The sequence below is a fragment of the Carnobacterium inhibens subsp. inhibens DSM 13024 genome (assembly GCF_000746825.1).
Taxonomy (GTDB): Bacteria; Bacillota; Bacilli; order Lactobacillales; family Carnobacteriaceae; genus Carnobacterium_B; species Carnobacterium_B inhibens.
Genome location: NZ_JQIV01000006.1, coordinates 2,089,763 through 2,115,687, shown reverse-complemented (window position 1 = coordinate 2,115,687; position 25,925 = coordinate 2,089,763). Strand labels below are relative to the sequence as shown.

Annotated in this window: 23 protein-coding genes and 1 other RNA gene; 4 read left to right on the top strand and 20 right to left on the bottom strand. The window is 35.2% G+C overall.

What is annotated here, in order from left to right:
• Positions 1–195 precede the first annotated feature (195 nt).
• On the top strand, positions 196–564 hold the full coding sequence (locus BR65_RS11285) for a hypothetical protein (protein ID WP_034538235.1): 369 nt from the start codon (positions 196–198) through the stop codon (positions 562–564).
• A 165-nt stretch (positions 565–729) separates the two neighbouring features.
• Positions 730–1,872, top strand: a complete 1,143-nt coding sequence (locus BR65_RS11280; RefSeq protein ID WP_051932748.1) for a site-2 protease family protein — start codon at positions 730–732, stop codon at positions 1,870–1,872.
• A 139-nt stretch (positions 1,873–2,011) separates the two neighbouring features.
• Here BR65_RS11280 and BR65_RS11275 read toward each other — a convergent pair whose 3' ends face one another.
• Positions 2,012–2,305 carry a PfkB family carbohydrate kinase gene (locus tag BR65_RS11275; protein ID WP_023176898.1) on the bottom strand — a complete coding sequence of 98 codons (294 nt, stop codon included), beginning with the start codon at positions 2,303–2,305 and terminating at the stop codon, positions 2,012–2,014.
• Between the two features lie 56 nt (positions 2,306–2,361).
• On the bottom strand, positions 2,362–2,889 hold the full coding sequence (locus tag BR65_RS11270) for a UTRA domain-containing protein (protein ID WP_051932747.1): 528 nt from the start codon (positions 2,887–2,889) through the stop codon (positions 2,362–2,364).
• 403 nt (positions 2,890–3,292) lie between these two features.
• Between BR65_RS11270 and BR65_RS11265 the strand changes: the two genes are divergently transcribed.
• The gene (locus BR65_RS11265; RefSeq protein ID WP_023176895.1) at positions 3,293–5,299 is read left to right on the top strand and encodes a KUP/HAK/KT family potassium transporter; all 2,007 of its coding nucleotides are present in this window, start codon (positions 3,293–3,295) and stop codon (positions 5,297–5,299) included.
• A 351-nt stretch (positions 5,300–5,650) separates the two neighbouring features.
• Here BR65_RS11265 and ssrA read toward each other — a convergent pair.
• Positions 5,651–6,017, bottom strand: a transfer-messenger RNA (tmRNA) gene (gene ssrA, locus BR65_RS13675).
• Positions 6,018–6,247: 230 nt separating this feature from the next.
• Between ssrA and BR65_RS11260 the strand changes: the two genes are divergently transcribed.
• The gene (locus BR65_RS11260) at positions 6,248–6,841 is read left to right on the top strand and encodes a hypothetical protein (RefSeq protein WP_034538234.1); all 594 of its coding nucleotides are present in this window, start codon (positions 6,248–6,250) and stop codon (positions 6,839–6,841) included.
• A 192-nt stretch (positions 6,842–7,033) separates the two neighbouring features.
• Here BR65_RS11260 and argF read toward each other — a convergent pair whose 3' ends face one another.
• The 17 genes from argF to BR65_RS11175 form a co-directional block, all read right to left on the bottom strand.
• Positions 7,034–7,987, bottom strand: coding sequence for an ornithine carbamoyltransferase (gene argF, locus BR65_RS11255; RefSeq protein WP_023176892.1), 954 nt, complete (start codon positions 7,985–7,987; stop codon positions 7,034–7,036).
• 25 nt (positions 7,988–8,012) lie between these two features.
• A complete protein-coding gene (locus BR65_RS11250; protein ID WP_034538232.1) occupies positions 8,013–9,215 on the bottom strand; it encodes an acetylornithine transaminase in 1,203 nt (400 codons plus the stop codon).
• Entirely contained in the window at positions 9,208–10,011 is an 804-nt protein-coding gene (gene argB / locus BR65_RS11245) for an acetylglutamate kinase (RefSeq protein ID WP_023176888.1), read from the bottom strand. The genes BR65_RS11250 and argB overlap by 8 nt, the downstream gene beginning before the upstream one ends.
• A gap of 9 nt (positions 10,012–10,020) precedes the next feature.
• Entirely contained in the window at positions 10,021–11,256 is a 1,236-nt protein-coding gene (gene argJ / locus BR65_RS11240) for a bifunctional glutamate N-acetyltransferase/amino-acid acetyltransferase ArgJ (RefSeq protein ID WP_023176887.1), read from the bottom strand.
• A gap of 19 nt (positions 11,257–11,275) precedes the next feature.
• Positions 11,276–12,310: an N-acetyl-gamma-glutamyl-phosphate reductase gene (gene argC / locus BR65_RS11235; protein ID WP_034538228.1), complete on the bottom strand. Its 1,035-nt coding sequence runs from the start codon at positions 12,308–12,310 to the stop codon at positions 11,276–11,278.
• Between the two features lie 197 nt (positions 12,311–12,507).
• Positions 12,508–13,290 carry a Cof-type HAD-IIB family hydrolase gene (locus BR65_RS11230; protein WP_023176883.1) on the bottom strand — a complete coding sequence of 261 codons (783 nt, stop codon included), beginning with the start codon at positions 13,288–13,290 and terminating at the stop codon, positions 12,508–12,510.
• Between the two features lie 32 nt (positions 13,291–13,322).
• Positions 13,323–14,003, bottom strand: a complete 681-nt coding sequence (locus tag BR65_RS11225) for a histidine phosphatase family protein (protein ID WP_023176882.1) — start codon at positions 14,001–14,003, stop codon at positions 13,323–13,325.
• Positions 14,004–14,132: 129 nt separating this feature from the next.
• A complete protein-coding gene (locus tag BR65_RS11220; protein ID WP_034538227.1) occupies positions 14,133–16,127 on the bottom strand; it encodes a fructose-bisphosphatase class III in 1,995 nt (664 codons plus the stop codon).
• Positions 16,128–16,294: 167 nt separating this feature from the next.
• Positions 16,295–16,768 carry a glutathione peroxidase gene (locus BR65_RS11215; RefSeq protein WP_034538226.1) on the bottom strand — a complete coding sequence of 158 codons (474 nt, stop codon included), beginning with the start codon at positions 16,766–16,768 and terminating at the stop codon, positions 16,295–16,297.
• 112 nt (positions 16,769–16,880) lie between these two features.
• Positions 16,881–17,339 (bottom strand): SsrA-binding protein SmpB, encoded by a 459-nt coding sequence (smpB, locus tag BR65_RS11210; protein ID WP_034538225.1) that lies wholly within the window; start codon positions 17,337–17,339, stop codon positions 16,881–16,883.
• A gap of 32 nt (positions 17,340–17,371) precedes the next feature.
• Positions 17,372–19,738 (bottom strand): ribonuclease R, encoded by a 2,367-nt coding sequence (gene rnr, locus BR65_RS11205; RefSeq protein WP_034538223.1) that lies wholly within the window; start codon positions 19,736–19,738, stop codon positions 17,372–17,374.
• 3 nt (positions 19,739–19,741) lie between these two features.
• Positions 19,742–20,494 (bottom strand): alpha/beta hydrolase, encoded by a 753-nt coding sequence (locus BR65_RS11200; protein WP_034538221.1) that lies wholly within the window; start codon positions 20,492–20,494, stop codon positions 19,742–19,744.
• A 178-nt stretch (positions 20,495–20,672) separates the two neighbouring features.
• Positions 20,673–20,909 (bottom strand): preprotein translocase subunit SecG, encoded by a 237-nt coding sequence (gene secG / locus BR65_RS11195; protein WP_034538220.1) that lies wholly within the window; start codon positions 20,907–20,909, stop codon positions 20,673–20,675.
• 105 nt (positions 20,910–21,014) lie between these two features.
• Positions 21,015–22,256: a DUF1015 domain-containing protein gene (locus BR65_RS11190; protein WP_034538218.1), complete on the bottom strand. Its 1,242-nt coding sequence runs from the start codon at positions 22,254–22,256 to the stop codon at positions 21,015–21,017.
• 11 nt (positions 22,257–22,267) lie between these two features.
• A complete protein-coding gene (locus BR65_RS11185) occupies positions 22,268–23,449 on the bottom strand; it encodes a 3-phosphoglycerate dehydrogenase family protein (protein WP_023176875.1) in 1,182 nt (393 codons plus the stop codon).
• Position 23,450: 1 nt separating this feature from the next.
• Complete coding sequence (gene serC, locus BR65_RS11180; RefSeq protein WP_034538216.1) at positions 23,451–24,530, bottom strand: 3-phosphoserine/phosphohydroxythreonine transaminase; 1,080 nt, start codon at positions 24,528–24,530, stop codon at positions 23,451–23,453.
• Between the two features lie 791 nt (positions 24,531–25,321).
• A complete protein-coding gene (locus BR65_RS11175) occupies positions 25,322–25,819 on the bottom strand; it encodes a mannose/fructose/sorbose PTS transporter subunit IIB (RefSeq protein WP_034538215.1) in 498 nt (165 codons plus the stop codon).
• Between the last annotated feature and the right edge of the window lie 106 nt (positions 25,820–25,925).

Here is a 25,925-nt window from a genome sequence, read left to right as displayed (position 1 = left end):
TATTGTAACGCTGAATCAGACAGAACCCAAATTTTGACACTTTTGTTTTTTTCTTCTTATTAATTTAGCTGTCTATATGCTATTAGACATATTTTGTCCACATTACCTATTTATTTATAGTTGTCATTGAAAAAATATTTTCATTTCTTAAGGAATATTATATAATCAATTATCGTGATTGTGGAGGTGGAACTTGTGTTAATTGATATTAACGATAATTTTTTCAATGAGTTACAAGAAGTTTCAGATTCGCTAAATATAACTATTGGAGAATACTTAGAAAATCTTCATGAAAAAAACCAAAAACTGAAAATGATTTTATTAGAAGATAAAGAAGGCTTCGAAAAATTCTTAAAGGAATACCATGTTATTTTAGATGATTTAGTTATGCTTAATCCAGAAGCTTTAGCCATTTTAAATGAAAACAGTAATCCTGAAATTATGAAACCTGTATTTATTCAACTTTTAAAAATAGCTAATGGGGATATTAGTGTATTAACTAAACTATATGATACTTATCTTGAACAGTCTCAAACAGCTTTGGATTTTTCTACGGCAGACTAATTTATAATTGAATGTTAAAAAGATCTACAAATCCTTTTAACCTAATAACGATGATTGTATTTTTTTACAGTCATCGTTTTTTCTAAACAATTTATCAGCTTTTTGTTCCATCCGTTCAATATTGTTATTAACCGAAGTAAAAAAACATACCCTAGGAGGAAATTAATGGCGCTAAACAATCCATCTAAAAAGAAAAAAAGTAAATTCTATAACAATATGCTTTTAGCAGGAGGATCTATTTTTACCGGGATAGCGATTGGTATTTTTGCTGCCGTATTCTTTCCATTCCTCAACTTTGAGATCAACCTATTTGCCTTGATTGGTGGTGTACTATTCTTCTTTATTAGTTTTTTCATACATATTTTACTTCATGAAACTGGTCACCTTATCTTTGGATTATTAACAGGATATACCTTCGTCTCATTTCGAATCGGTACGTTAACGATCATAAAAGAAAAAGGCAAATTAAAACGCAAACGATTCCATTTACCAGGGACCGGTGGACAATGTTTGATGTCTCCGCCAGACTATTCTACCGACCACTTTCCATTTGTCTTGTATAATTTGGGTGGAGTTTTCATCAATCTACTCTTTTCAGTTATTCCCTTGATCCTTACTTTAACTATTGAAGGTCTTTCTCTACCAGTCTTATCTTTATGCCTGTTATTCGCTGGTTCAGCCTTACTCACAGCTTTAACAAATGGTATTCCTATGAAAATAGGCGGAATGCCAAATGACGGATACAATCTTCTTTCCATCCTAAAAGAGGAAGAAAATAAAAAAGCTTTCTTTATTCAATTAAAAGTAAATGCACTAATGACAGAAGGCTCACGCTTAAAAGATATTCCTTTAGAAAACATTCAATTAAAAGGAAATCCTCAATTCTCTAATTTATTAGCCATTTCTGTTTACCTGTTGGAATACAATTGGTATTTAGACAATTTAAAATTAGGTATTGCAAAACAAAAATTAGATGCTTTTCTCCCTCACTTAGAAAACTTGCCATTATTTTATAGACATGAGTTAAATTGCGAGCGTTTATTTTTAGTATTAAGTGAACAACCACAGAATCCAAATCTAATACAAGAAATATATGATGAAGATTTACAGCAGTTCATTAAAAAGACTCCTTACTTGCCAAGTAAAAAACGCCTCATGATGGCATACGAAGGGTTCTATTGTAAGAACTATCAAAAAGCTATAGACTACTACGAAGAACTGAAAACAACTGCCTCCATGTATCCTGTAAGGGGAGAAGCTGAAATGGAATTAATGTTAGGCGAATGGATTAAATCAAAATTGGTATAAATAGTTAAAAGCGGAATAGCTAAAAAAACTAATCACATGTCTATGATTAGTTTTTTTAGCTATTCCACTCTTTTTTTGGCTGAGATACATTGTGTTTGGAGATTCCCAAACGAGAAAAAGCTCCTAAATTCTAACAGTATCACCTCAAAAGGTTGTTTCGATTTCCATTCATGTACTCTTCAACTATTTTTTTGCTTACCATTGGAGTATCTCCAAAAGTCGTATGTGCAAGTACTGCATTCGAAATAACAAAGTCCACAGAACGTTCATCGGACCAATTTTCGATGAAACCTGTTATGATACCAGAAGCAAAAGCATCTCCTGTTCCTATTCTGTCTAGGATTTCCAATTTATATTCAGTACTAACTGAAAAGCCCTTATCGCTTCTAATAAATCCTTTTAATAACTGTTCTTCACCTTTATTTTCACGCAATGTTCCGGTAAATAGTTTGATACCAAATTTCTTTACAAAAGTTTCACTGACACTATTTAAACTTCGTAGTCAATAATATATGGATACTTATATGGATACTTATTTGTATCATATATGGCATACGAGACTTCAATCACTTCATTAAACGTACTAATTGTTTTTCTGACCCTTTTTAATAAGTGTGTATGGTCTATCTTTAATTTTTCTTTTATAGGTTCTTCAATTTTTACGACTTCAAAACTATCTTGAAAACGACTAACGTTTTTATCAAATTCTGCTAACCATTTATATAATGAAACCCTTTCTGTTTGCTCCAAGGCCTCAATACTTCCTAAAACAGGAAGGAAATGTTCAAAATAAATATAAGGTTCCCCATTCAAATAATAAATTCTGGTTAATTTATATGACTTTTCCTTAAATGTTTTACGTATAAGATCATCTTCATTTATAGTTTGTACTTCTTCAATAGATAGTATTTCTTTTTTCAACGTGTTGCCGCTTAGTTCAATAATACTCGAAAAAGAAGCTGCTTTAGGAAGTTTGTTAAATAAGCGATCGCTTATGACTGTCGTACCTTTCCTCATTTCCATTTCATTCCTAATTCATTAAAAACATTATAATGTTTCCATAAATATACCAATATTAAGCGGTTTATTCAAAAAAAACTCTTTACTACTTATTGTCTAGTTTTTAATATAGGGAATAAAAAATTAGACAATACCGTAATAAATTTTGACCCCCCAAAAAAAATCAGATGTGTATTGACTTAGTGTTAGAAATTCATATAATAAAGTAGTCATATTAAATCGAATAAAAAACTGCTCATAGGGGAGTAGCAAGCACAATTTATTGTGTGGTTAAATCAACTAATATGCGTTACTAAAACGCTGGTTTAACATCAAATTGCAAGACCTATGTATAAATTTTGTTATAAATTTATACATGGGTCTTGTTTTTTTTCGACGAACAATTGGAGGAATAGATTAAATGGAATCTAAAGTTGATTCAACACAGAAAAAAAAACTGACGATTGGCGGGTTATTTATTACGCTTGGCGTTGTCTATGGAGATATTGGCACCTCTCCACTATATGTAATGAAAGCACTCATTCATGGTAATGACGGGTTAGCAAATATATCAGATGAGTTTATTTATGGATCTTTATCTCTCGTATTTTGGACGCTGACCTTATTAACAACGATCAAATACGTCAGTATAGCTTTAAGAGCGGACAATCATGGAGAAGGCGGTATCTTTTCTCTGTATACACTCATTAGAAAAAAAGCTAAGTGGTTGATTGTCCCTGCGATGATTGGTGGAGCTACGCTTTTGGCAGATGGGATTTTAACACCAGCTGTCACAGTTACAACTGCTGTTGAAGGGTTAAGAGGAATTCCCTCTTACATAGAGCATTTTGGCTCTAGTCAAAATACAGTTTTGTTGATTACAATTATCATTATTAGTTTTTTATTTATGATCCAACGATTTGGTACAGAAGTGATTGGACGTCTTTTTGGTCCAATTATGTTTCTTTGGTTTTTAATGTTAGCTGTTCTAGGTGTACTCAATACATTAGGAAACTGGGATATTTTAAGATCCTTATCGCCTTATTATGGGATAAAGCTCTTATTAAGTGAGGAAAACAAATCAGGCTTTTTAATTCTTGGTAGTATATTTTTAGCAACCACCGGAGCAGAAGCTCTTTATTCTGATTTAGGTCACGTAGGACGAAAAAACATTTATGCTTCATGGCCATTTGTAAAATTAAGCTTACTACTGAATTATTTTGGTCAAGGTGCCTGGTTGTTGTCTGTAAAAGATAAACCGTCTTTCCAACATATTGAAGAAATAAATCCTTTCTTTGAAATGATGCCAGCAAGTTTCCGGATTATTGGCGTAGTTTTTGCAACATTGGCAGCCATTATCGCTTCACAAGCGTTAATTTCCGGATCATATACGCTTGTTTCTGAAGCCATTAAATTAAATCTATGGCCGCGTTTACAGATTATTTATCCAACAAATACGAAAGGCCAGCTTTATATTCCTGTCATTAATTCTATTTTATGGGCTGCTTGTATTGGTGTAGTCCTCTACTTTAGAACCTCTGAACATATGGAAGCAGCTTATGGATTAGCCATCACAATCACTATGTTGATGACGACAATTTTACTGTACAATTATTTGATTTATCGAAACGTATCTCATTTCATCTCGCTTATTGTCTTATTCTTCTTTGGCGGATTGGAAACAATGTTCTTTTTATCCAGTGCAACCAAACTATTTCATGGAGGATTTGTAACAGTTCTTATTGCACTTATTATCTTAAGTATTATGGTAATCTGGCACAAAGCTTATGTTATTGAACATAACGTCGCAAAAGAGGTATCTCTTGTTGATCATGTCAGTCGACTAGAGGCCGTAAAAGCAGATTACAGCATTCCATTATATGCTACTAACCTTGTTTATCTGACCAGCAAATCTAGACCTGGGAAAGTCGATAGTGAAGTGATGTATTCCATTTTTGATAAACAACCAAAGCGAGCAGAAGTTTACTGGTTTATTAATGTTGAAGTTACTGATGAACCAAGGACTATGGAATATGTGGTTGAGAATTTTGGAACAGACTCCGTGATAAAAGTTAAGTTACGTCTAGGTTTCAGGATGGAACAAAAAATCAGCACGTATATGCGACAAGTTGTTATTGATTTAATGAAATCGGGCGATATAAATAAACAACCACAAAAATGGTCAATCAATGAATTCAATCGTAATGTAGGAGACTTTTGTTTTGTGATTGTTCGAGAAGAGTTATCCACAGATACTGAACTTTCGGCTTTAAATCGTTTTATTATGCAAACTAAATTATCTATAAAAAAATTAGCTGTCTCACCGGTTAAATGGTTTGGTCTGGAGTACACCGATGTAAAAATTGAACATGTCCCCTTGTTACTAGGCAAACGAAAAAAAACTCGTTTAAAAAGAGTTTACTCATAGAAAATAACACATATATAAGGTTGTTTATTGACTCGTTCATTGTATCTGGCTTTTCTACAATAACTATTTCTCGACTTGAGACAAACGATTTAATCGATCTAAACTCAAGTCGTTGCATGTAAAAAATAAATGTCTGACCTTTGAAAAAGGTGAGCAGAATGTGAGCAAAGGTATGAATTTGCAATATAATTTAATATTATTGGCCAAAATAAAAAAACATCAATAGTGTTGTTAGATCACCATTTTTTAGCACCTAATTAAAAAAATAAAGCTATTCCAAGCAATTCAATCAAAAAAAAACGTGCAAACATTGATTTAACAATGTTTGCACGTTTTTTAAATTAAAACATTTTATGGAAGCGAGGGGAGTCGAACCCCTGTCCAAATATATCGGCACCTAGACGTCTACGTTCATAGTTGTGCAATTAAGGTTTCGCGCAGTACTAGCCACACAACAGGCATCATACGTTGCTAGTCTGATGATCTCTTCTAAAACTTACAGACGGAAAGGTTTAGCGTATCCCACTGATTATAGGACCCTTGCTCGAGCACATGGGCGATGCCGAGAGGATCTACACTAAGCTGTTATTACGCAGCTAAAGCGTAAGAGTTATTATTGTTTTTAGCAGTTATATTTAACTGTAACGTTTTAGCGTAGCCGTAACCTACGAAACGCGATCCAAGCTCGACCTATACCTGTCGATTCCGTAACGCTCCCTAAGTGGGATGTGTCTACAGAAGGATGATCGTTTTTAGTTCATTAATCATCTTAGTTAACTCTCTAAGAATAGTATAACACAATTTAACAAAAAAGAAAATACGTTCGCTTCGTGTGCTGTCATAGGGCTTATCTTTGACAAACCATTCTTCATACTTTAGTGTTAAGAGGCTAAATGAACGTTGGTTGACTTACATATTTTTAGCTATTAACCTATTTGGAGGAGTATTATGACTAACAATAATCATCTTGATTTCAAAAAATTACTTAAGATTTTCTTAATAACAGCAGGACTCACCTTTTTATTTTTCATCTGTCTTGCCATCTATTTTACAGTTACAGATTCTGAAGATGAAACCGATTCTGGACCGGCTACTTCAGAATCCTCAGCAACCTCACAATCCGTTGAAACTGTAGCAGGATTAACTGAAGGAGATAGCACTTACCAAGAAGTCTTTAACGACTATGAAAAATCTTATGTCTATTACATCAACATGTTTGGTACTCAATTAAGTAATTATGAAAGTGGGGAAACGACAAAAGAAGAATTGGCAACAACTAGCACAGAGTTTAAACAAATTCTGAATCAATTCTTGACTACCACTTCTGAAACGACCACTGAACAATTTAATGAAAGTAAAGAACTTGCTGTATCTAGTGCATCTGACACGATTTCAGCTTTAGAAGGCTTAGAAACGATCATACAAACTGAGAATACCTCAAACTATGAAAATACAATAGAAAATATGCAAAAAGGAATCAATAAATTTAATCAAAGCCAAGAAAAATTTATGGATACTGTTAAAACACTTACTAACGAATAAGTTTCTATACCGTTTTGCAATATCCTTTTAATGTGCTGACTAAAGGAGAATGCCAAATGAAATTAACAACCGATTTATTTATTCAAGAGTCTGTTGGAGCTGCTTTTAGCCAATTAAGTATTTAATTAATCAATGTATTTTTATATACAGTAAAGCTGACAGGAAATTCGTTTCCTATCAGCTTTTTAAAATTTATGTATCTGCCATTAATCTTTTCAATACTGCTTTTTGAGCATGCAATCGATTTTCTGCTTCATCAAAGACAACTGAATGGCTTCCATCAATCACTTCTGTCGTTACTTCCTCCCCACGATGTGCTGGCAGACAATGCAAGAAAATGAAATCTTCTTTTGCATATTGGATAAGGTCTACATTTACTTGGTAATCCTGAAAAATGGATAAGCGTTTATTTGCCTCTTTCTCCATTCCCATACTTGTCCATACATCAGTGACCACGATATCAGCTTCTTTGATTGCTTCGATCGGATCATCAGTAAATTGAATATTCGCTCCGGTATGCTCACCCTTCTTTTTAGCCTTTTGAAAAATTTCCTCTAAAGGTTCGTATCCTATTGGGCTTGCAATATGCATATTCATACCCATAATTGCGGATCCTTCCATCAAGGAGTGAGGCATATTGTTGTTTCCATCTCCAATATAAGCTAATTTCAGCCCTTTCAACTTTCCTTTTTTCTCATAAATCGTCATCAGATCCGCAAGAACTTGCATCGGGTGATGTTCATTCGTTAACCCATTTATGATTGGCACAGATGCATGTTCAGCAAATTCTTCAATAATTTCATGTCCAAAAGTACGAATCATCATTCCATCTACATAACGTGAAAGAACTTTAGATGTGTCCGCAATACTTTCTCCTCTTCCTAACTGGATATCTTTAGAACTTAAAAATAATGCATGCCCGCCTAGTTGAGTCATTCCTACTTCAAATGATACACGCGTTCGTGTAGAAGATTTTTCAAAAATCATCCCTAACGTTTTCCCATGTAAATAAGGATGTGGAATCCCAGCCTTGGTTTGTTCTTTCATAACGATTGCTTCTTCGATCAGTGATAGAATTTCTTGTTCTGTTAAGTCTGCTACTTGTAAAATATTTTTTGTGTTTGATTTCCTCTTGTTTTCTATCAAAATAAATTCACTCCTCACTTTCTATTCAATTTATTGGTTTATTTTCTCTTTGAATTTCTATTAAGACCAGTTCTAATTTTTGAAAAAAATATTCGATTTCTCTAGACGTAACCGTTAACGGTGGCAAAATACGCAAAACAGAGTCCCCAGCTGTCAAGGTCAAAACGTGATGCTGTTGTAACATCGTCACTAGTTTTCTTGCTTCCACACTTACTTCTATCCCAATCAGAAAACCAAAACCTTTTACTTTAGTAATGACACTGTACTGATCAGCTAATTGATTTAATTGTTCTTTGAAATCAGCTGCCTTTTGTTTCACTTCTTCCATAAAACTTGGCATAGTCATTTCAGTTAATGTGGCTAAGCCGGCTGTAGCAACTAATGGATTTCCGCCGAATGTTGTGCCATGTGTTCCTGGAGTAAATGATGCTGCAACAGTACCTTTTGCCAGCATTGCACCAATTGGAAAGCCAGACCCTAATCCTTTTGCAAGTGTCATCACATCAGGTTCGATCTCATAGTGTTCATAAGCAAATAATTCCCCAGTTCTTCCCATACCTGTTTGTACTTCGTCAACTATCAAAAGAATATCGTTAGCTTTACAGATAGCTTGTAATGAATGCAGCCAGTCTTTTTGTGCAGGGTTGACTCCTCCTTCGCCTTGTACCAGCTCCAATAGTACTGCTGCCGTTTTACCGTCATGGATCTTTTCTAAATCAGAGTCTTTATTAAATGCCAAAAATCTTACATCAGACATTAAAGGATCATATCCAACCTGAATTTTTTCTTGTCCCGTCACAGACATCGTGGCGTAGGTTCTTCCGTGGAAGGACTGTTTGAATGAGACTACAGCTGTTCGTTCTGGGTGTCCTTGGTCTTTTGCATACTTACGAGCGATTTTTAAAGCAGCTTCATTTGCTTCTGCTCCACTATTACAAAAAAAGACTTGATCAAATAGTGACTGCTGGATAAGTGCTTCAGCCAGCTTTGTCTGAGCAGGAATCTCATATAAATTGGAACAATGCCAGAGAAGTTCTAGTTGTTGATGGACTTTTTGACTAACTTGTTCAGGTACATGCCCAAGATTACAAGTAGCAATACCCGAGGTAAAATCTAAATAAGCTTCATTTTTATCATTCCATACATAGCTCCCTTTTCCTTTAACAATTGTAATTGGAAAACGTGCATAGGTAGCCATCAAAGCTGGTTGTTTCTCTTCTTTAGCCATACATCACTTCCTCCTTATAGACAAATTTTGTTCCTACTTCATTTCCTTTTAAATAGCTTGCGATGTCTTCGGGTTTCAAACCATTCAAAATAACAGCTTGATTCATCTGATTAGATAGACTTCCAAGTGCTGAACGAACCTTTGGAATCATCCCATCAGTGATGACTGCCTCTTCGATCAGCTTTTCGGCTTCTTGTTTTGTTAAGGAAGGATGCACTTTTAAAATTCCTTGTTCTCGCTCCATGACTCCTGGAACATCACTAATAAAAGCAAGTTTTCCACCTAAGGCTTTTGCTATTGCAGAAGCTGCCATATCTCCATTAATGTTGTAGTGTTGTCCTTTTTCATCCATTCCGATAGGTGAAATAACGGGGATGATATTGTTTTCGAGTAAATTCATTAAAAAAGCGGTGTTTACTTCAGTAACTTCCCCCACAAATCCAATATCTTCGGTTGCCTGGATAGGTCTTACCTTTAATAATCCATGGTCAATGCCGCTTATACCGATAGCTTGCAAGTGTTGGATCTGACATTGAGTAACGATTTCGTTATTGATTGATCCGCTTAATACCATTTTTACTACGGTTAATACTTCTTGTGTGGTCACACGTAATCCATTGACAAATCTAGTCGGAATGGCTAGTTTTTCTAATAATTGATTGATCATTGGACCTCCACCATGGACAATTACCGGATAGCATTTTTTTGTTTGTTGCAGCTGGGCTATTATTTGATAAAAAGACGCTGGTAATTGGTCTTGTATACTTCCGCCAATTTTCATGATCAAGATATCCATGTTTTCACCTCACGTCCGATAAGATGAATTGATCCGAATGTAATCATAAGTTAAATCGCATCCCCATGCTGTCGCTGAGCAGTCGCCTTGCTGCAAATCGATCGTCAGCTTTAATTCATCCTTTACCAATATAAGCATAACGGCTTCTTCATCAAATGGAACGCCCATTCCATTTTCAACAACCGGTATATGGCCAAATGCTACTTTTATTCGTTCTGGCTCTATTTTTTGCTTGCTGTATCCTATAGCTGAGATGATTCTGCCCCAATTGGCATCCGATCCATACATAGCGGTTTTTACTAAGTTTGAAGAAATAACCGTTTTAGCAACTGCTCGAGCAGCCTCAATCGTTGTCGCTCCTACAACTTCCACTTCGATTAATTTAGTAGCACCTTCTCCGTCACGAGCGATCGATTTAGCCAGCGTTTTGCACACGTAGTGAAAACCTTGTAAGAATTTAGTCCATTGTGGGTGCTCTTGCGTTAAGGTTTGATTGTTTTGGGTTCCGTTTGCTAAAGCAAGGACCATATCATTTGTACTCGAATCTCCATCAACAGTAATCATATTAAATGTTTGGTCTGTAGTTGACTTTAATGCTTGTTCCAAACTTTTACTGTCAACAACAGCATCAGTTGTTATGAAACCAAGCATCGTGGCCATGTTGGGATGGATCATGCCAGAACCTTTTGCAGCTCCACCGATCGTAATTTTCTTTCCATCAATTTCCATTTCAATGGCTAAGTGTTTTGTCTCAATGTCTGTCGTTAAGATAGCTCGCTCGAAGTTCTCTGCTTTTTGGCAAAGCGGATCGTTCAAATATTGGATTCCTTTCTCGATAGGAGCAAAAGGTAATGGAACACCTATGATTCCTGTAGACGCAATCGCTACCAGATGGGCTTCAATTCCTTTTTCTTTAGCTACGAGTTCAGCTGTTGCTTGAGCTTTTTTCATCCCGTCTTCACCTGTGCACGAATTAGCATTGCCAGAATTCACGACTAATGTTTGAATTTGTTGCGCTGTATCTACATGCTTCTTTGTCAATTTAAGAGGAGCAGCCTGAAAACTATTCAAGGTATAAACACCAGCAGCTGATGCAGGAACAATTGAATGGATCCAGCCAAAATCAAGAGCAGCTTTTCGCAGACCTGTATGTACGCCACCAGCGGTAAATCCTTTTGGAGAGGTTACATGACCATCCTCTAATAGTTGAAATGTTTGTATGGATTGTTTGATATCGGTTAACATAGTTTATCTCCTCACTTTTTTAAGGGTATATTGGACTGAATTCTAATCCTTCTTGAATGGGCCAGTCATTCATTAAATTCATATTTTGAATGGCTTGTCCTGCTGCTCCTTTGATCAAGTTGTCTATGGCTGTAACGATAATGACTTGATCAGAACGTTCATCTACATGAATACCTATATCGACATAATTGCTTCCGATAACTTGTTTTGTTTGTGGCATTGATCCAATAGGATGTAGACGGACAAAAGGATCATTGGTATAAAAATCTTTGTAGAGTTGCCAAATGTCTTTGGTAGTCGTTGGTTGTGTTAAAGGAACATACATGGTGCATATCAATCCTCTAGTCATTGGTACTAAGTGAGTTGCTAACGTTACCGTTACCTCTTTGCTCGCCTCTTTTGACAGGTAGTACTCGATTTCAGGTGTATGTTGATGCTTGCCAAATTTATAGGGGACAAGTGAATCATTCATTTCAGAGAAATGAGTCATTCGTGAAAGCGTCCGGCCTGCTCCTGATGTCCCGCTTTTTGCATCAATAATGATTCCTTTTTTTGATCCTAATCCTGTTTTGATGATTGGGATCAACCCCATCAAAGCAGCAGTGGAGTAACAACCGGGATTAGAAATAAAAGTTGCCTGTCTAATTTTATCTTTGTAAATTTCTGCTAAGCCAAAAACAGCATTTTCTTGCATGTCACTTGCAACAGCTTCTTTTCCATACCATTCTTCATAGTCTTTTTTTAATAACCTGAAATCTCCGCTTAGATCAATACACTGCAGGGATGTTTCTAGAACCTCTGGAACCAGTGATTTGCTGATTCCTGCCGGTGTAGCGAAAAACAAGATGTCTACTGCTTTTTCAAGGTACGAAAGGTCGTATTCCATTAACGGTCTTTCTATAACTTTAGTTAAATGGGGATAAAGATCGCTTAACCGTTCTCCATGATGAGAATGGGAAACAATTTCAGTAACTTCGACCTTTGGGTGATTTTTCAACAAGCGAATAAGTTCTAACGCACCATAGCCTGTTGCGCCAACAATTCCGACTTTCATCAATTATTAACCTTCTTTCACGTAATTTTAATTATTCCCATTATAACAAACAGAAATTTTTATGCAATATAAAAGAATAAAATATTTATTTTATGCAATTATTAATTGTTTAATGTATATAAATTGTATAATCAATGTATAAAATTTCGGAAAAAAGAGCCGCTAGCATGATGCTAACGGCTCTTTTTGAATAAACTTTATTTAATTAAATCGTAAAATTCTAATCCTTCAACAATTCCGCCTTCAGTATGGCTAGAAGTAATGTAATCTGCTGTATTTTTTACAAGATCTATTCCATTTGCCATTGCTACACTGTAATCAGCATGAGTCAACATTTCTAAATCATTCGGACCATCTCCGAATGCATACGTAGGAACGGTATCAAAATTCATCAATTTAACCAATTCTTGAATACCTGTAGCTTTTGAATTGCCTTTCGTAATGACATCTATACTGTAAGGTGTATTTCTGTAAAATGACAATTCGGGAAACAGCTCTCTAAGTTGATCATCAATAGCCGTATCCATTGTTAGAATCAATGCCATCAGCACTTCTTCATTTAAATGAATTTCTGCATCAACAGGTGGTCTTTTAGAGTGAATAAAATTATACGCACTCTCAACTTCTTCTGAAGTATGTGTCACTCGAATTTTATCACTTGTATAAAAAGCAACAGCTAGACCACGCTCATCAGCTGCCTGTTTCAAGCGAATCAACAACTCTTGCGGCATTTGACTGCGGTAGATTTCCTTGCCTTCATACATAATGTATTGACCATTCAACGTGATAAAAGACTCAATGGGTGTTGTATCGAGTACATGTTGAATTTCAAGTGGACTTCTTCCTGTTGCAATAAATGGAACTCCACCGTTTTCTTTCAACTTTTCTAAAGCAACAGTTACTTCTTGATCTACTTCAGATTTATTATTTAACAATGTTCCGTCTAAATCGAAAAAAACTAACGTTTTTGGCAGTACCATATTGATCTCCTTTTTGTAAATCTAATATTTATTTAGTTTTCTAAATTTTTAAAGTGCCCCACTTCGTTATAGGCTTCTAAATGGTATCTTCCGTTGTAGTATTTAACCACTGAAACACTTGCATTTAATAAAGGTTGTGGGTTTTCTAGTTCTGGAACCAAGTTATTCAGTAAGTAACGAATTGTATTTCCATGCGCTACGATCATAACTTTATCACCTGTATCACGGTGTTTATCGATTAACTTAATCAACCCTTGTTCGACTCTTAACCAAAATGTTAAAAAGTCTTCAGCGTCATGATATGGATCTGCTTCTTTAAAAGCATTCATCTGCTCAGGGATAGACGTTTCAGCCCACATCTCAGCTACACTTGAGTAACCCATTAACTCATTCACTTTTCCCCATGTTTCATCTACATCATTTCCTTCAAAAGAACCAAAGAAAACTTCTCGAAACTCCGGCATAGGATGCAGCGTCATTTCTTTTCCTTTTTTATTTTCTTCTAAAATAATGGTTGCCGTTTCAATCGTACGACTCAAGTCAGTTGTATAAGCAGCATCGAATGCTACATCTGCTAATCCTCTTCCACTGCTGCGGACATCTTCTCGTCCTTCAGGTGTTAAAGGTGTGTTAGACCAACCTTGCATTCTTCTATAATGATTAAAGTATGTTTGCCCATGACGGACAAAATAAAAAGTGCATCCTTCTTCCATAAAAAATCTCCTCCAGTACACTATTGGTAACTATTCTTTTCTTATCCTTCTTAATTGTACCAAAAAAGCCGAGAGATATTGTAACTATCCGTTTAGTTTTACGTAAACATTCTGTTAACCCATTGGTCATTACTTAAGAACAGTATGATTTTGTCTAGTTTTTTCAATAATGTCCCCATTACGGTAAGCAGCCAATAGTGCATTCAAATCGCTTACTTGCTTAGTCAATTCTTTGCCGACATCGGTTTCTCTTACTTTTTTCCGATCTAGTTCTCGGTCGATAACTCTTCTTGTAGACATGATATCTATTTCGTTTTCAATTGCCTCACTGACAGAAGTAAATGGTTGGTGTGAGACTAAAACCATTCCATACGAATTGTATAAAAGTGTATACCCTGCTAAACCAGTGGTACCTTGGTAAGCTTTTGAGAATCCACCGTCGATCACAATGATACGTCCATTTGCTTTAATTGGATCTTCTCCACGCTTTTCTTTCACTGGTGTATGCCCATTAATGATGTGACCTTTAAGAGGATCTAATCCAAATTCGTTCAGAATTTTTTCACATGTTTTTTCATCATTTCGCATCTTGTAATACGCATTTTTCTTTTCTTCATGTGTAGCTTTATCGGCAACATAATACCGTTCGAAGGTCGTCATTTGGTCTTTTCCAAAAAGAGAAGAGACCGGTCCCGTCCATAGATACCAAACATAATCTAAATACTTTTCATTATCTTTATGATCTTTATTTAAATATCCTTTTCGTAAAACTTCTTCAAATTTATCCAACAACTTTCTGCCGGCATACTGTTCTCCTTGAATCTCCATCCCCATAAATTCTCCATCTTCAGTCAATGGCATACAACCATGGAACAATAAATTATCATTATAGGTCAGATACATACTGCCTTTGCGATATAAGTAAGCAATATGTTTTTGAAGCCGTTCGCAGTTTTTAAAAGCTGTAACCAGTTTTTCAACTACTAGTTCTTCTTCTGGTGTTAAGGTATAAGGGTCAGCTGGATCAATCGTCGGAAAATTTGTATTTAATAAAGGATACTCTGTACCTTTGATTGTAATGGTTCCTTTTTCGTAATCGATATCGCTTAACAACAAGCGGTGATCTAATTGGAACTCAGAGTGACGCTTGATAATTTCTCCTTCAAGTTTAAATTGGATCACTGAGATTGCTTGATGCATTTTAGTAATTTGACGTACTTCATCTTCAAAATAATCTTCTTTATCAGGGTCTATTTTAGGATAAAAACAGCTGTTCAAGTCTTCTGGATAAGTCATTTCGGCAAATGTAAGCAATTGGCGTAATGAAATGCCATAAGCATCTTCAATAATTTCTAAATTATCATAGCGAGCACTGATCCGTAGAACATTTGCAATACAAACCGCTGATCCACTTGCCGCTCCCATCCACAAAATATCGTGATTGCCCCATTGAACATCAACCGAATGGTGTTCTATCAAGGTATCAATGATTTTATCTGGGTAAGGGCCTCTATCATAAATATCACCGACTACATGGAGCTGATCTACTACAAGACGTTGAATAAGATAAGAAATAGCTGTAATAAACTCAGACCCTCTATCTAATAAAATAATACTGCCAATAATTTCACTATAATAATCTTCTTTGTTAGTATAGCCATTTCCGTCTTTGGATAACAATTCTTCAATGATATAAGCAAATTCATTGGGCAAAGCCTTACGGACTTTTGATCGCGTGTACTTGGAAGCTACGAATACACATAATTCAATCAAACGTGACAACGTCAACCTATACCATTCATCTACTTCTTCTTGATCTTCGAATTCACTACAGACTAAACGAATTTTATTTTCTGGATAATAGATTAATGTTGCTAAGCTGTTCATTTCTTTTTGACTTAAACGATTATGAAAAATTTCTTTGATTTTCTCTTTTATATTGCCTGATCCATTTCTTAGCACATGTTGAAAAGCTTCATATTCTCCATGAACATCGCTAACAAAATGCTCTGTACCTTTAGGCAAATTCATAATCGCTTCTAAGTTAATAATTTCAGTAGTTGTGTCTCCAATAGTAGGATATTCTTTAGCTAATAAATTTAAGTACTTTTTAGTTAAGTCCATGACTCTCACCCCTTTATAATGTATACCAAATCATTATATCATTTTTTTGCTTTGTGCATTCTTTTTAGTTCTAAGGCCTTTCCTTTAGAGTTATCACATTTTTTAATAGAGCTATAAAGTAATAAAAGGGCCTAAGACAGTTTGTCTAAGACCCATTTAGTATTTGGTTAGCCATTTGCTACTGCATCGGCTATATCTGTTTCCATTTTTTCAGGTTGAGTTGTTGAGCCAAATCGTTTGATGATTTCTCCGTCTCGACCAATCAAGAATTTAGTGAAATTCCATTTGATTTTTTTATTACCTGTTTCTGAAGTCAAGTATTGATAAAGTGGATCTGCCTTTTTTCCATTTAATAATATTTTTTCGTGTAGTTGAAAGGACACGCCAAAATTTTTCTGACAAAAGCTAGCAATTTCCTCTCCTTCACGAGGCTCTTGATTCATGAACTGGTTTGAAGGAAAACCCAATACAACTAGTCCTTGATCTTTATACGTTTGATACAATTTTTCCAAACTTTCTAATTGAGGAGCCAGCCCACATTCCGTTGCTGTATTCACAATTACTAAAACTTTTCCTTTGTATTTTGATAGTGAAACTTCTTCCCCACCAATTTCATTCACCGTATAATCATAAACAGACATGAGTAGTCCTTCTTTCACTTTTAATTTTTAAAAGCCATTCATTTCTTAGACTCACTTTACATTACTTACTTTATCAAAGTCAACAGTAAAGACTTTGATAAAGCAGCATCTATTATCTTGATCTTAAGGCACGATCTAACTCGCGTTTTTGATCTTTTCGTTTCAAATCTTCACGCTTATCGTATTTTTTCTTCCCTTTAGCTAACCCAATCAATACTTTTGCATAACCATCTTTTAAATAAACTTTTAATGGAATCAATGTGTTTCCGCTAGATTTTGTTTCTCCTAGCAAACGCATGATTTGTTTTTTATGCATCAATAATTTTCTCGTTCTTAATGGATCATGATTAAACTGATTACCTTGTTCATAAGGACTGATATGAACATTGTGTAAATAAATCTCACCATTCTGAATCTTAGCATAGCCGTCTTTTAAGTTGATTCGACCTGCTCTAATAGACTTGATCTCTGTTCCTTGCAATACTACCCCAGCTTCTACTGTATCTAATATTGAAAAATCATAGCTTGCTTTTCTATTTTGTGCAAGTACTTTACCTGAACCTTTTGGCATTTATAATAGCCTCCTAACGCATTCAAACTTCGTTATTTTTTCTTTTTAGGTTTCTTCTTTTTCGCTACATCTTTGTAAAAAGGTTTGCTTTTCTTTTTATCTTTTTCTTTTGATTTCGGTTTGTAAGCAGAAAAACTATCTCTTGACCCGTTTTCTTTCCCGCGTCTTTGACTATTTCCACGACCTCTGCCTTGCGTTGAACGTTTTGGTCCATCATATTTAGGCGCATCTGGATCTGGGACTAATTCAAAGTCGATCTCACGTGTTTCAGGATCTGCTTTTGTTATTTTCACTTTAACTTTTTGACCGATGCGATAAACCACACCAGTTCGTTCTCCTACAAGCATCATTTGTTCTTCGATGTAGTTGAAATAATCGTCTTTCATATTTGAAATATGAACCAGACCTTCAACCGTATTCGGCAATTCAACGAATATACCAAATTTCAAGACTGAACCAATGATTCCTTCATAGATTTCGCCAACTTTATCAGCCATATACTCTGTTTTCTTCAATGCATCTGTTTCTCTCTCAGCATCAACAGCACGACGTTCTGCTTTTGACGTTTCGACTGCAATATCCGGTAAACGATTTGCCCATTTTTCTTTTTGAGCAGAACCCGTTCCGTTTTCTCCATAAGAACGGATCAAACGATGTAAAATCAAATCTGGATAACGGCGAATCGGAGAAGTGAAGTGAGAATAAAATTCTGCACCTAACCCAAAATGACCTAATGGCTCTACATCATATTTGGCTTGCTTCATACTTCTTAACATCATTGTCGAAACAACTTGTTCTTCGGGTTTTCCTTTTACGCTGTTCACTACTTTTTGCAAAGTCTTAGGTGAAACATCCTGACTGGTACCCTTTATCGTGATTCCAAATGCTGTAACAAACTCCATGAATTTTTGCATGCGGTCACTATCAGGTTGTTCATGGACACGATAAATTAAAGGAACTTCCATTCTAGTAAAATGTTCAGATACTGTTTCATTAGCAGCCAACATAAAAGACTCAATCAATCGTTCCCCTACGCCGCGTTCTCTTAATACGATATCTAATGGTTTGCCTTCAGGATCAACGATAATTTTTGCTTCTTTTGTATCAAAATCAATAGCACCACGAGACTTGCGTTTTTTCTCAAGTGTATGATGCAATGTTTCCATTAATTCAAACATGTCTACTAAATCACTGTATTCTTCACGTGTTACTGGATTTTTATCTGTCACTATTTGATTGACTTCTGTATAAGTCATTCGTTTCGTTGTTTTGATCACACTTTGGAAGATTTCATGTCCCACGATTTCTCCTTCAGGTGTAATTTCCATTTCACAACTCATAGCTAGACGGTCTACATTAGGATTTAAAGAACAAATCCCGTTAGACAAACGTTGCGGAATCATTGGTATCACTCGATCTGTCAGATACACACTCGTTCCTCTTTCAAATGCTTCAGCATCTAAAGGACTATTTTCGGTTACATAGTAGGAAACATCTGCAATATGAACACCAAGATGGTAATTTCCATTATCTAATCGTTTCAATCCAACTGCATCATCTAAGTCTTTTGCATCTTCTCCATCTATCGTTACCAAAACTTCATTTCTTAAATCACGGCGTCCCGAAAAATCCGCTTCACTAATTTTCTCCGGAACTTCATCCGCTTGTTGTAATGCTTCTTTTGAAAATTCAGTTAAAATACCATGTTTGTATACAATCGTTAAAATATCGATTCCTGGATCATTTATATGTCCTACGACTTTTTTAACTAACCCTTGCATACTTCTAGGAAATTCGTCATCTGGATACAAAGTAATCTCAACAACAACAATGGATCCGTCAACTGGTTTGATGCCCTCTGCTTCAATAAAGACTCTAAAATCCGTTATTTTTTTATCTTGAGGGTCAATGTATCCATACAAACCTGTTTCTTCGATTCCTTCTTCACTGTAAGCATAAAATTCACCCACTAATTGAGTAAAATTGCGTTCCACAATCGCTTTTATTTTTCCTTCTGCACCTTTATCTGACCACGGTTCCGCAGGTTTAATAATATCGACTGTAACTTTATCTCCATCTAATGCATAGTTGGTCATATTAGGCGGAATATAGATATCTTTGTCTTCATCCTCAATTGCTACAAATCCAAATCCTCGATCACTAGCTCTGAAAATACCTGTTAAGACAGGATCATTGCTTGGTAGTTTAAAATGACCTTTTTTATTTAAAAATAGTTTGCCCTCTCGTTCCATTTCAGCTAATGAACTGACAAGTATTTTAAAATCTGCGGCACTAGTCATACCCATTCCTTCACTAATATCGCTGACTTGAAATGAAACTTTCTTTTGTTCGTTCATAAAAACTAAAATAGCTTCTTTTAGTGTTTTTTTGTCATTCATTTTTTATCCTCCATTCCAATCTAACTGTTTTAAAAAGCTGCTGACATCTGTTTGCAACGCTTTACGATCTACACCCACGGTTACAGCATGTTTACTGTCTTCATACCAATGAAAATCTACCACAGGAGCTTGTTTCAATGACTCTTTAAAAGCTATAGAAAGCTCCGGGTTGATCATTTCGTCTTGACCAGCTTGCGCGATAAAAACTGGTTTCTTTATCTCACTGTACTGATTTCCCATTGATTTGGTTAATTCGTTTAATTCAGTTAATTGATTTGTTAATTTACGTTCTACTTCTGGCATCCGGTCATTTATCTCTAGTTCCGAATAACCTGCTTTCTTTTTCATTATTCGTACTAATGTTAAAAATGCTTCTTTAACATTATTTTCACTGTGAAAGTTTACAACTGGTGAACAAAATGTTCCACCTGCCACTATCGGTTCACTATCAACCAGCATTTTTGTTGCGATTATGCCGCCTAAAGATAACCCAAAAACGGCTATTTCTTGATACCCTTTTTCTTTTAGGAAGTGGATAGCTTCTTTTGCATCTCTTACCCAATCTTTTGGAGATGCTGCTAAAATATCTTCGGGATCATCTGTTCCGTGCCCATTAAATAAAGGCGCATAGACCGTATAATTTTCCTTCTCTAAGGCTCTTGCCAACATTCGTACATCATTGGGTGTGCTGGAATACGCATGCATCAAGATTACTGCTTGAGGACCCTTTTCAAAAAAAAATGAGTGTATTGCCATTTCTACTCCTCGTTTCTTGTAAGTCTTTATTCTACTATTTTACTGTAAATCTTCATTTTTTCATACTCAAACACTATAAACGACTTTTTTAAAAAAATTACCCTATTTAGTCTGGATAAAAATATTTTTTTTAGAAAAAAAAGCTACCTGAAGTTTTCAGGTAGCTTCACTAAGTTCATTAATGAATTGCTATATAAGCAAGAGCAAGTGCCAACGCAAAGAATAATATTCCGAGTACTACTGTAGCACGTTGCAATACTGCTTCAAATCCACGTGCTTTTTGTTTCCCAAATAACTGTTCAGCCCCGCCAGTAAATGCACTAGCAGCATTGTTTGTTTTTGTAGGTTGCATAGCGACTACAATAATAAGTAAAACTGAAATAATTAGTTCAGCAATTAAAAGTGTATCGTACAATTTCATTGCCCTCCTGTCTACCGTTTCTTCTACCCCTAACTCTAACATAAAAAATAGTAAATTACTAGAAAATAAAGAAGTTCTTCCCTAATGATTTGCTACTATTTAGTTACTTTCAAGATCATGGATAAATAAACCACTTAACAATTTCGGTTCAAACCAAGTTGATTTTGGAGGCAATACTTTTCCACTATCCGCAACTCGTATCAATTCGTCGATTTTTGTCGGATACATTGAAAAAGCTACTGTAAACTGTCCATTATCAACAGCCTCACTTAATGCTTCCATTCCTCTGATTCCACCAATAAAATCGATTCGTTTATCTGTTCGAATATCTTTGATATCGAATAATGGCGTCAAGACATATTCTTGTAAAAGCGAAACGTCCAGCCCTTTTACTGGGTCATCTGACATAAAATCTGGTTTTATCGTTAATTTGTACCATTCCTTTTTTAAGTACATTCCCATTGTTTTTGTCTGTACCGGTTTATAACTAGAAGATACTTTTTCAACATCAAATTTATTCGCTAACTTTTCTAAAAAATCTTCTGGAATCACTTCATTTACTACTCGATTATAATCTAAAATAGCCAATTGCGATTTTGGAAAAAGGACAGCTAAAAAGTAATTAAATTCTTCTTCAATTGATGCATTAGGAGATGCTTCTTTTCTTTTTAAAGCTACTTTAACAGCTGATTCTGTTCGATGATGCCCATCAGCAATGTACAATTCTGTTACATTTTGTTCAAATAGTTGTCTTAACTGATCAATAATAATTGATTGATCAATTACCCATACTTTATGTTCAACAGAATGGAAACTAGAAAAATGATAAACAGGCGCATGGTCTGCTACCCATTGTTCAATCAGTGTATTGACGGCTTCTTCATCCCGGTAAGTTAAAAATATTGGACTTGTATTCGCATCTGTTGCATCGACGTGCCGAATGCGGTCCAATTCTTTTTCTTCACGTGTAAATTCATGCTTTTTGATATTGTTTTCTAGATAATCTTCAATCGATGCACAGACTACTAGTCCCATCTGTGAACGTCCATTCATGGTCAATTGATACAGATAGAATTGTTCCTGCTGATCCTGTACCAGCCACTCTTTTTTTAAGAACTCTTTTAAATTGCTTACCGCTCTTAGATACACTTCTTCTGCATATGGAGAGTTTTCTTCAGCTAAATCTATTTCTGCTTTATCAATGTGTAAAAAAGATTTTTCATTCTGATCCCCTAGTATTCGTGCTTCTTTTGTGCTCAGCACATCATAAGGAAGAGAGGCTATGTCTCCGGCATACGTTGGTTCTGGACGGATAGCTTTAAAAGGTTTGATTTTCACCATGATTTCTCCTCCTACTTTATGCTCTCATTTTTTATTACTCGAACGCTTAAAATACCTGCGACACTTTTTATTCTATTCACGATATCCATTAATTTCTCTTCTGGAATAGATTCGATATCAATTAATGTATATGCATAATCTCCGCGGCTTTTATTCATAATATTCACGATATTTACACCATATTCAGCTAACCCAATAGACATCTGCGCTACCATATTGGTGATATTTCGATTAATAATTGCTAAACGAAGTGGAAAATTAAGAACCATCTCTACTGTCGGAAAATTGACAGAATGAACGATGTTTCCAGTTTCTAAGAAATACTTTAATGTCTTTGAAGCCATTTTGGCACAATTGATTTCCGCTTCTTCGGTTGAAGCGCCTAAATGAGGCAACACGACCACATTATCCATCTCAATCAGACGCTCATCAGCAAAATCGGTCAAATAGCTTTTTAGTTGTCCATTTTTAAGAGCAGAAATAACTGCATCCAGATCTACTAATTCGCCGCGAGCAAAATTCAATAAAACGGCTTCCTTTTTTATTAAAGCCAGCTTCTCAGCACTAATCATTGCTCGGGTTGAATCTAACAGAGGAACATGGACAGTTATATAGTCTGAAGTTGTCAATACTTCTTCAATAGACAGTACCCGTTTTACCCTGCTAGAGATACTCCAAGCCGTATCAACTGAAACATAAGGATCATAGCCAACAACGTCCATCCCTAAACGATAAGCATCATTTGCTACCATCGCACCAATTGATCCTAAACCGATAACCCCTAATTGCTTGCCTGCTAGTTCACTTCCTACAAAGCGTTTTTTTTCTGCCTCTACTTTTTTATCTACATCTGGTCCTTCAAGTGTTTTTACCCACTCTACACCTTCAATTATTGGACGAACCGCTAATAACAGGCTAGCTAATACCAATTCTTTTACCGCATTTGCATTAGCTCCTGGTGTATTAAAAACAACGATGCCTTTTTCAGTGCACTCTTGTATAGGGATATTATTCGTACCGGCACCCGCACGTGCAATGGCCTTTAACTGACTTGAAAACTTCATATCATGAAGATTTTGACTTCTTAGTACTATCCCATCCGGATCATCCGTTTGATTTAATTGATAATTTTCTATATTAAACTTTTTTAGGCCTTCTTCTGCTATAGCATTATACGTTTTAATAGTGTACATCTTATACTCCTCCTACGTTTGCTTCAAATTCTTTCATAAAAGCAACCAATGCTTTTACACCTTCTAATGGAAAAGCATTATATAAACTGGCTCTCATTCCACCTACTGAGCGATGACCTTTTAAATTCATAAATCCTTTACTTTCAGCTTGTATGATAAATAATTTGTCCAACTCTTCTTTTCCAGTCAGAAATGGAATATTGGTCAAGGAACGTGACTCTGCAGACACTGGAGAACGATACAATGTTGAGTTTTCAATAGCTTCATAAAGCAATTCAGCTTTTGTTCGATTAATTTTTTCTATCTCTGCAACACCGCCTAATTCTTTTAGCCACTCAAACATTAATTTTGCAGCATAAATCGCAAAAGTCGGCGGCGTATTGTACATAGAACCATTATCTGTTTGAACTTTATAATCCAACATTGCAGGTAACTGATTCTTTTGCTCCATTAAATCCTCACGAATAATAACGACCGTCAAACCAGAAGGGCCAATATTTTTTTGAGCACCAGCATAAATTAATCCAAAATCAGAGACATTGTAACTGCTCGATAAAATATTAGAAGACATATCCGCAACTACAGGAACATTTATATTAGTTGGAATGTTCAAAAAAGCCGTTCCTTCAATAGTATTATTCGTTGTTATGTGTAAATAGTCATATTCTTTATCAACTAAAGGAATAATAGGATTTTTAGCATAATGATTTTCTTTAGAACTAGCAATAACGTCTACTGTTAAGCCTTCTACTTTTTGAGCTTCTTCTATGGCTTTTTTAGACCAGCTTCCAGTATCAACATAGGCTACTTTATTTTTCCCTAAATTTAATGGTACCATCGTAAATTGCAAACTCGCTCCACCTTGAAGAAATAATACTTTATAATTTGAAGGAATTTCCATTAATTCACGTAAAAGTGATTCTGCATCATTTATAATGGATTGAAATAAAGAGGAGCGGTGACTCAATTCCATTACCGACATACCACTGCCTTGATAAGATAATAAATCTTTTTGAATGATTTTTAATACAGGCACCGGCATGATAGCTGGTCCTGCTGAAAAATTGAAAACTCGTTCCATTTTAATCCGCTCCTAATAATGTATTATAAAAATTAATCTAATTTTAATTATACCAGTATTTTGTTATTTAAAAAGACAAATTTGATTTTTTTATAACTGAGCAAAAAAAAGAACGGTATAGGAACAACTTTACCCCTATACCGTTCTTTTTTTTAATTATTTGACACATTCTCTAAGATGAATGTTAATGGAAAGAATGGTATTATCTCTTAGATTTGATCCATTCAACTGGTATCCTATTCTAAATTGGTCGAACTAAATCGTATTGCGTCTACTCAAATGGAAAACGGTTCTGAGTTAACCGAATTATAGCTTATTGCGTCTATTCAAACGGTAAACGGTTCTGAGTTAATCGAATTATGGCTTATTATGCCTACTCAAATGAAAAACGGTTCTGAGTTAACCGAATTATAGCTTATTGTGTCTACTCAAACGGAATACGATTCTGAGTTAATCGAATTAAAGCTTATTGCGTCTACTCAAACAGTAAACGGTTCTGAGTTAGTCCAATCAAGGTTCAATACCCCAACTTAAATAAGATTCTCCGTTGAAAGCGACAGTAATTTCCCATATCATTGTCAAATCGGTCCATTTTCGAAACAGTTGGGCCTCTTGCAACAAGACGGTATGATAAACTCGCAATAGTTTATCGTGCCTTTGTCTGTTTAGTGGCTATTTTCCTTTCGTCAAACTAGTATTAAAACATACTCTAATCTATCCACACTAAAAGTCATAGATCCATTTATCCAAAATGACTGCAATTAGAATAAACAAACCTATTTGACTAGAGGTTATATCATTTTTTCTTTTTTCAATAAATCCATCATATAAACTTTACTGTCCGCTGCTACTTTACGTATCTCTAACTCGATTCCTTGATTGCTTAAATACTTCAAGTCTTTTATATCTTGGTTATTCACTGCAACGGCATTTGTGATCATCTTTTTCCCCTCTGAAAAACTCATCCCACCAATATTGATGGATTTTAAGACTACTCCACCTTCAACTACTCTTCTAGCATCATAAGGATTAGTAAACAATAACATTGTTTTGAAACTATCAAATTTAGGGTCATTAAAAATGGCAATCATTTTATCAATCGTAATAACGTTTGTATGAACACCTGGAGGAGCAGCTTGTTTTAATAATGTTTTTCTTAACATATCTTTTGCGACTTCATCACTTACTACCAAAATTCGGTTTACTTTTGTTTCTTTTGCCCATACGGTTGCAACTTGACCGTGAATCAATCGATCATCAATACGAGCCAATCGAATTTCCATTGTCATGGTAAATCATTCTCCTTATCATAGGTTAAAATTATAAACAGCTTATACCATTCTTTCTGGTCTATATACTGTTTTTATATGAAAACTTCATGCCCATTTCACTGTA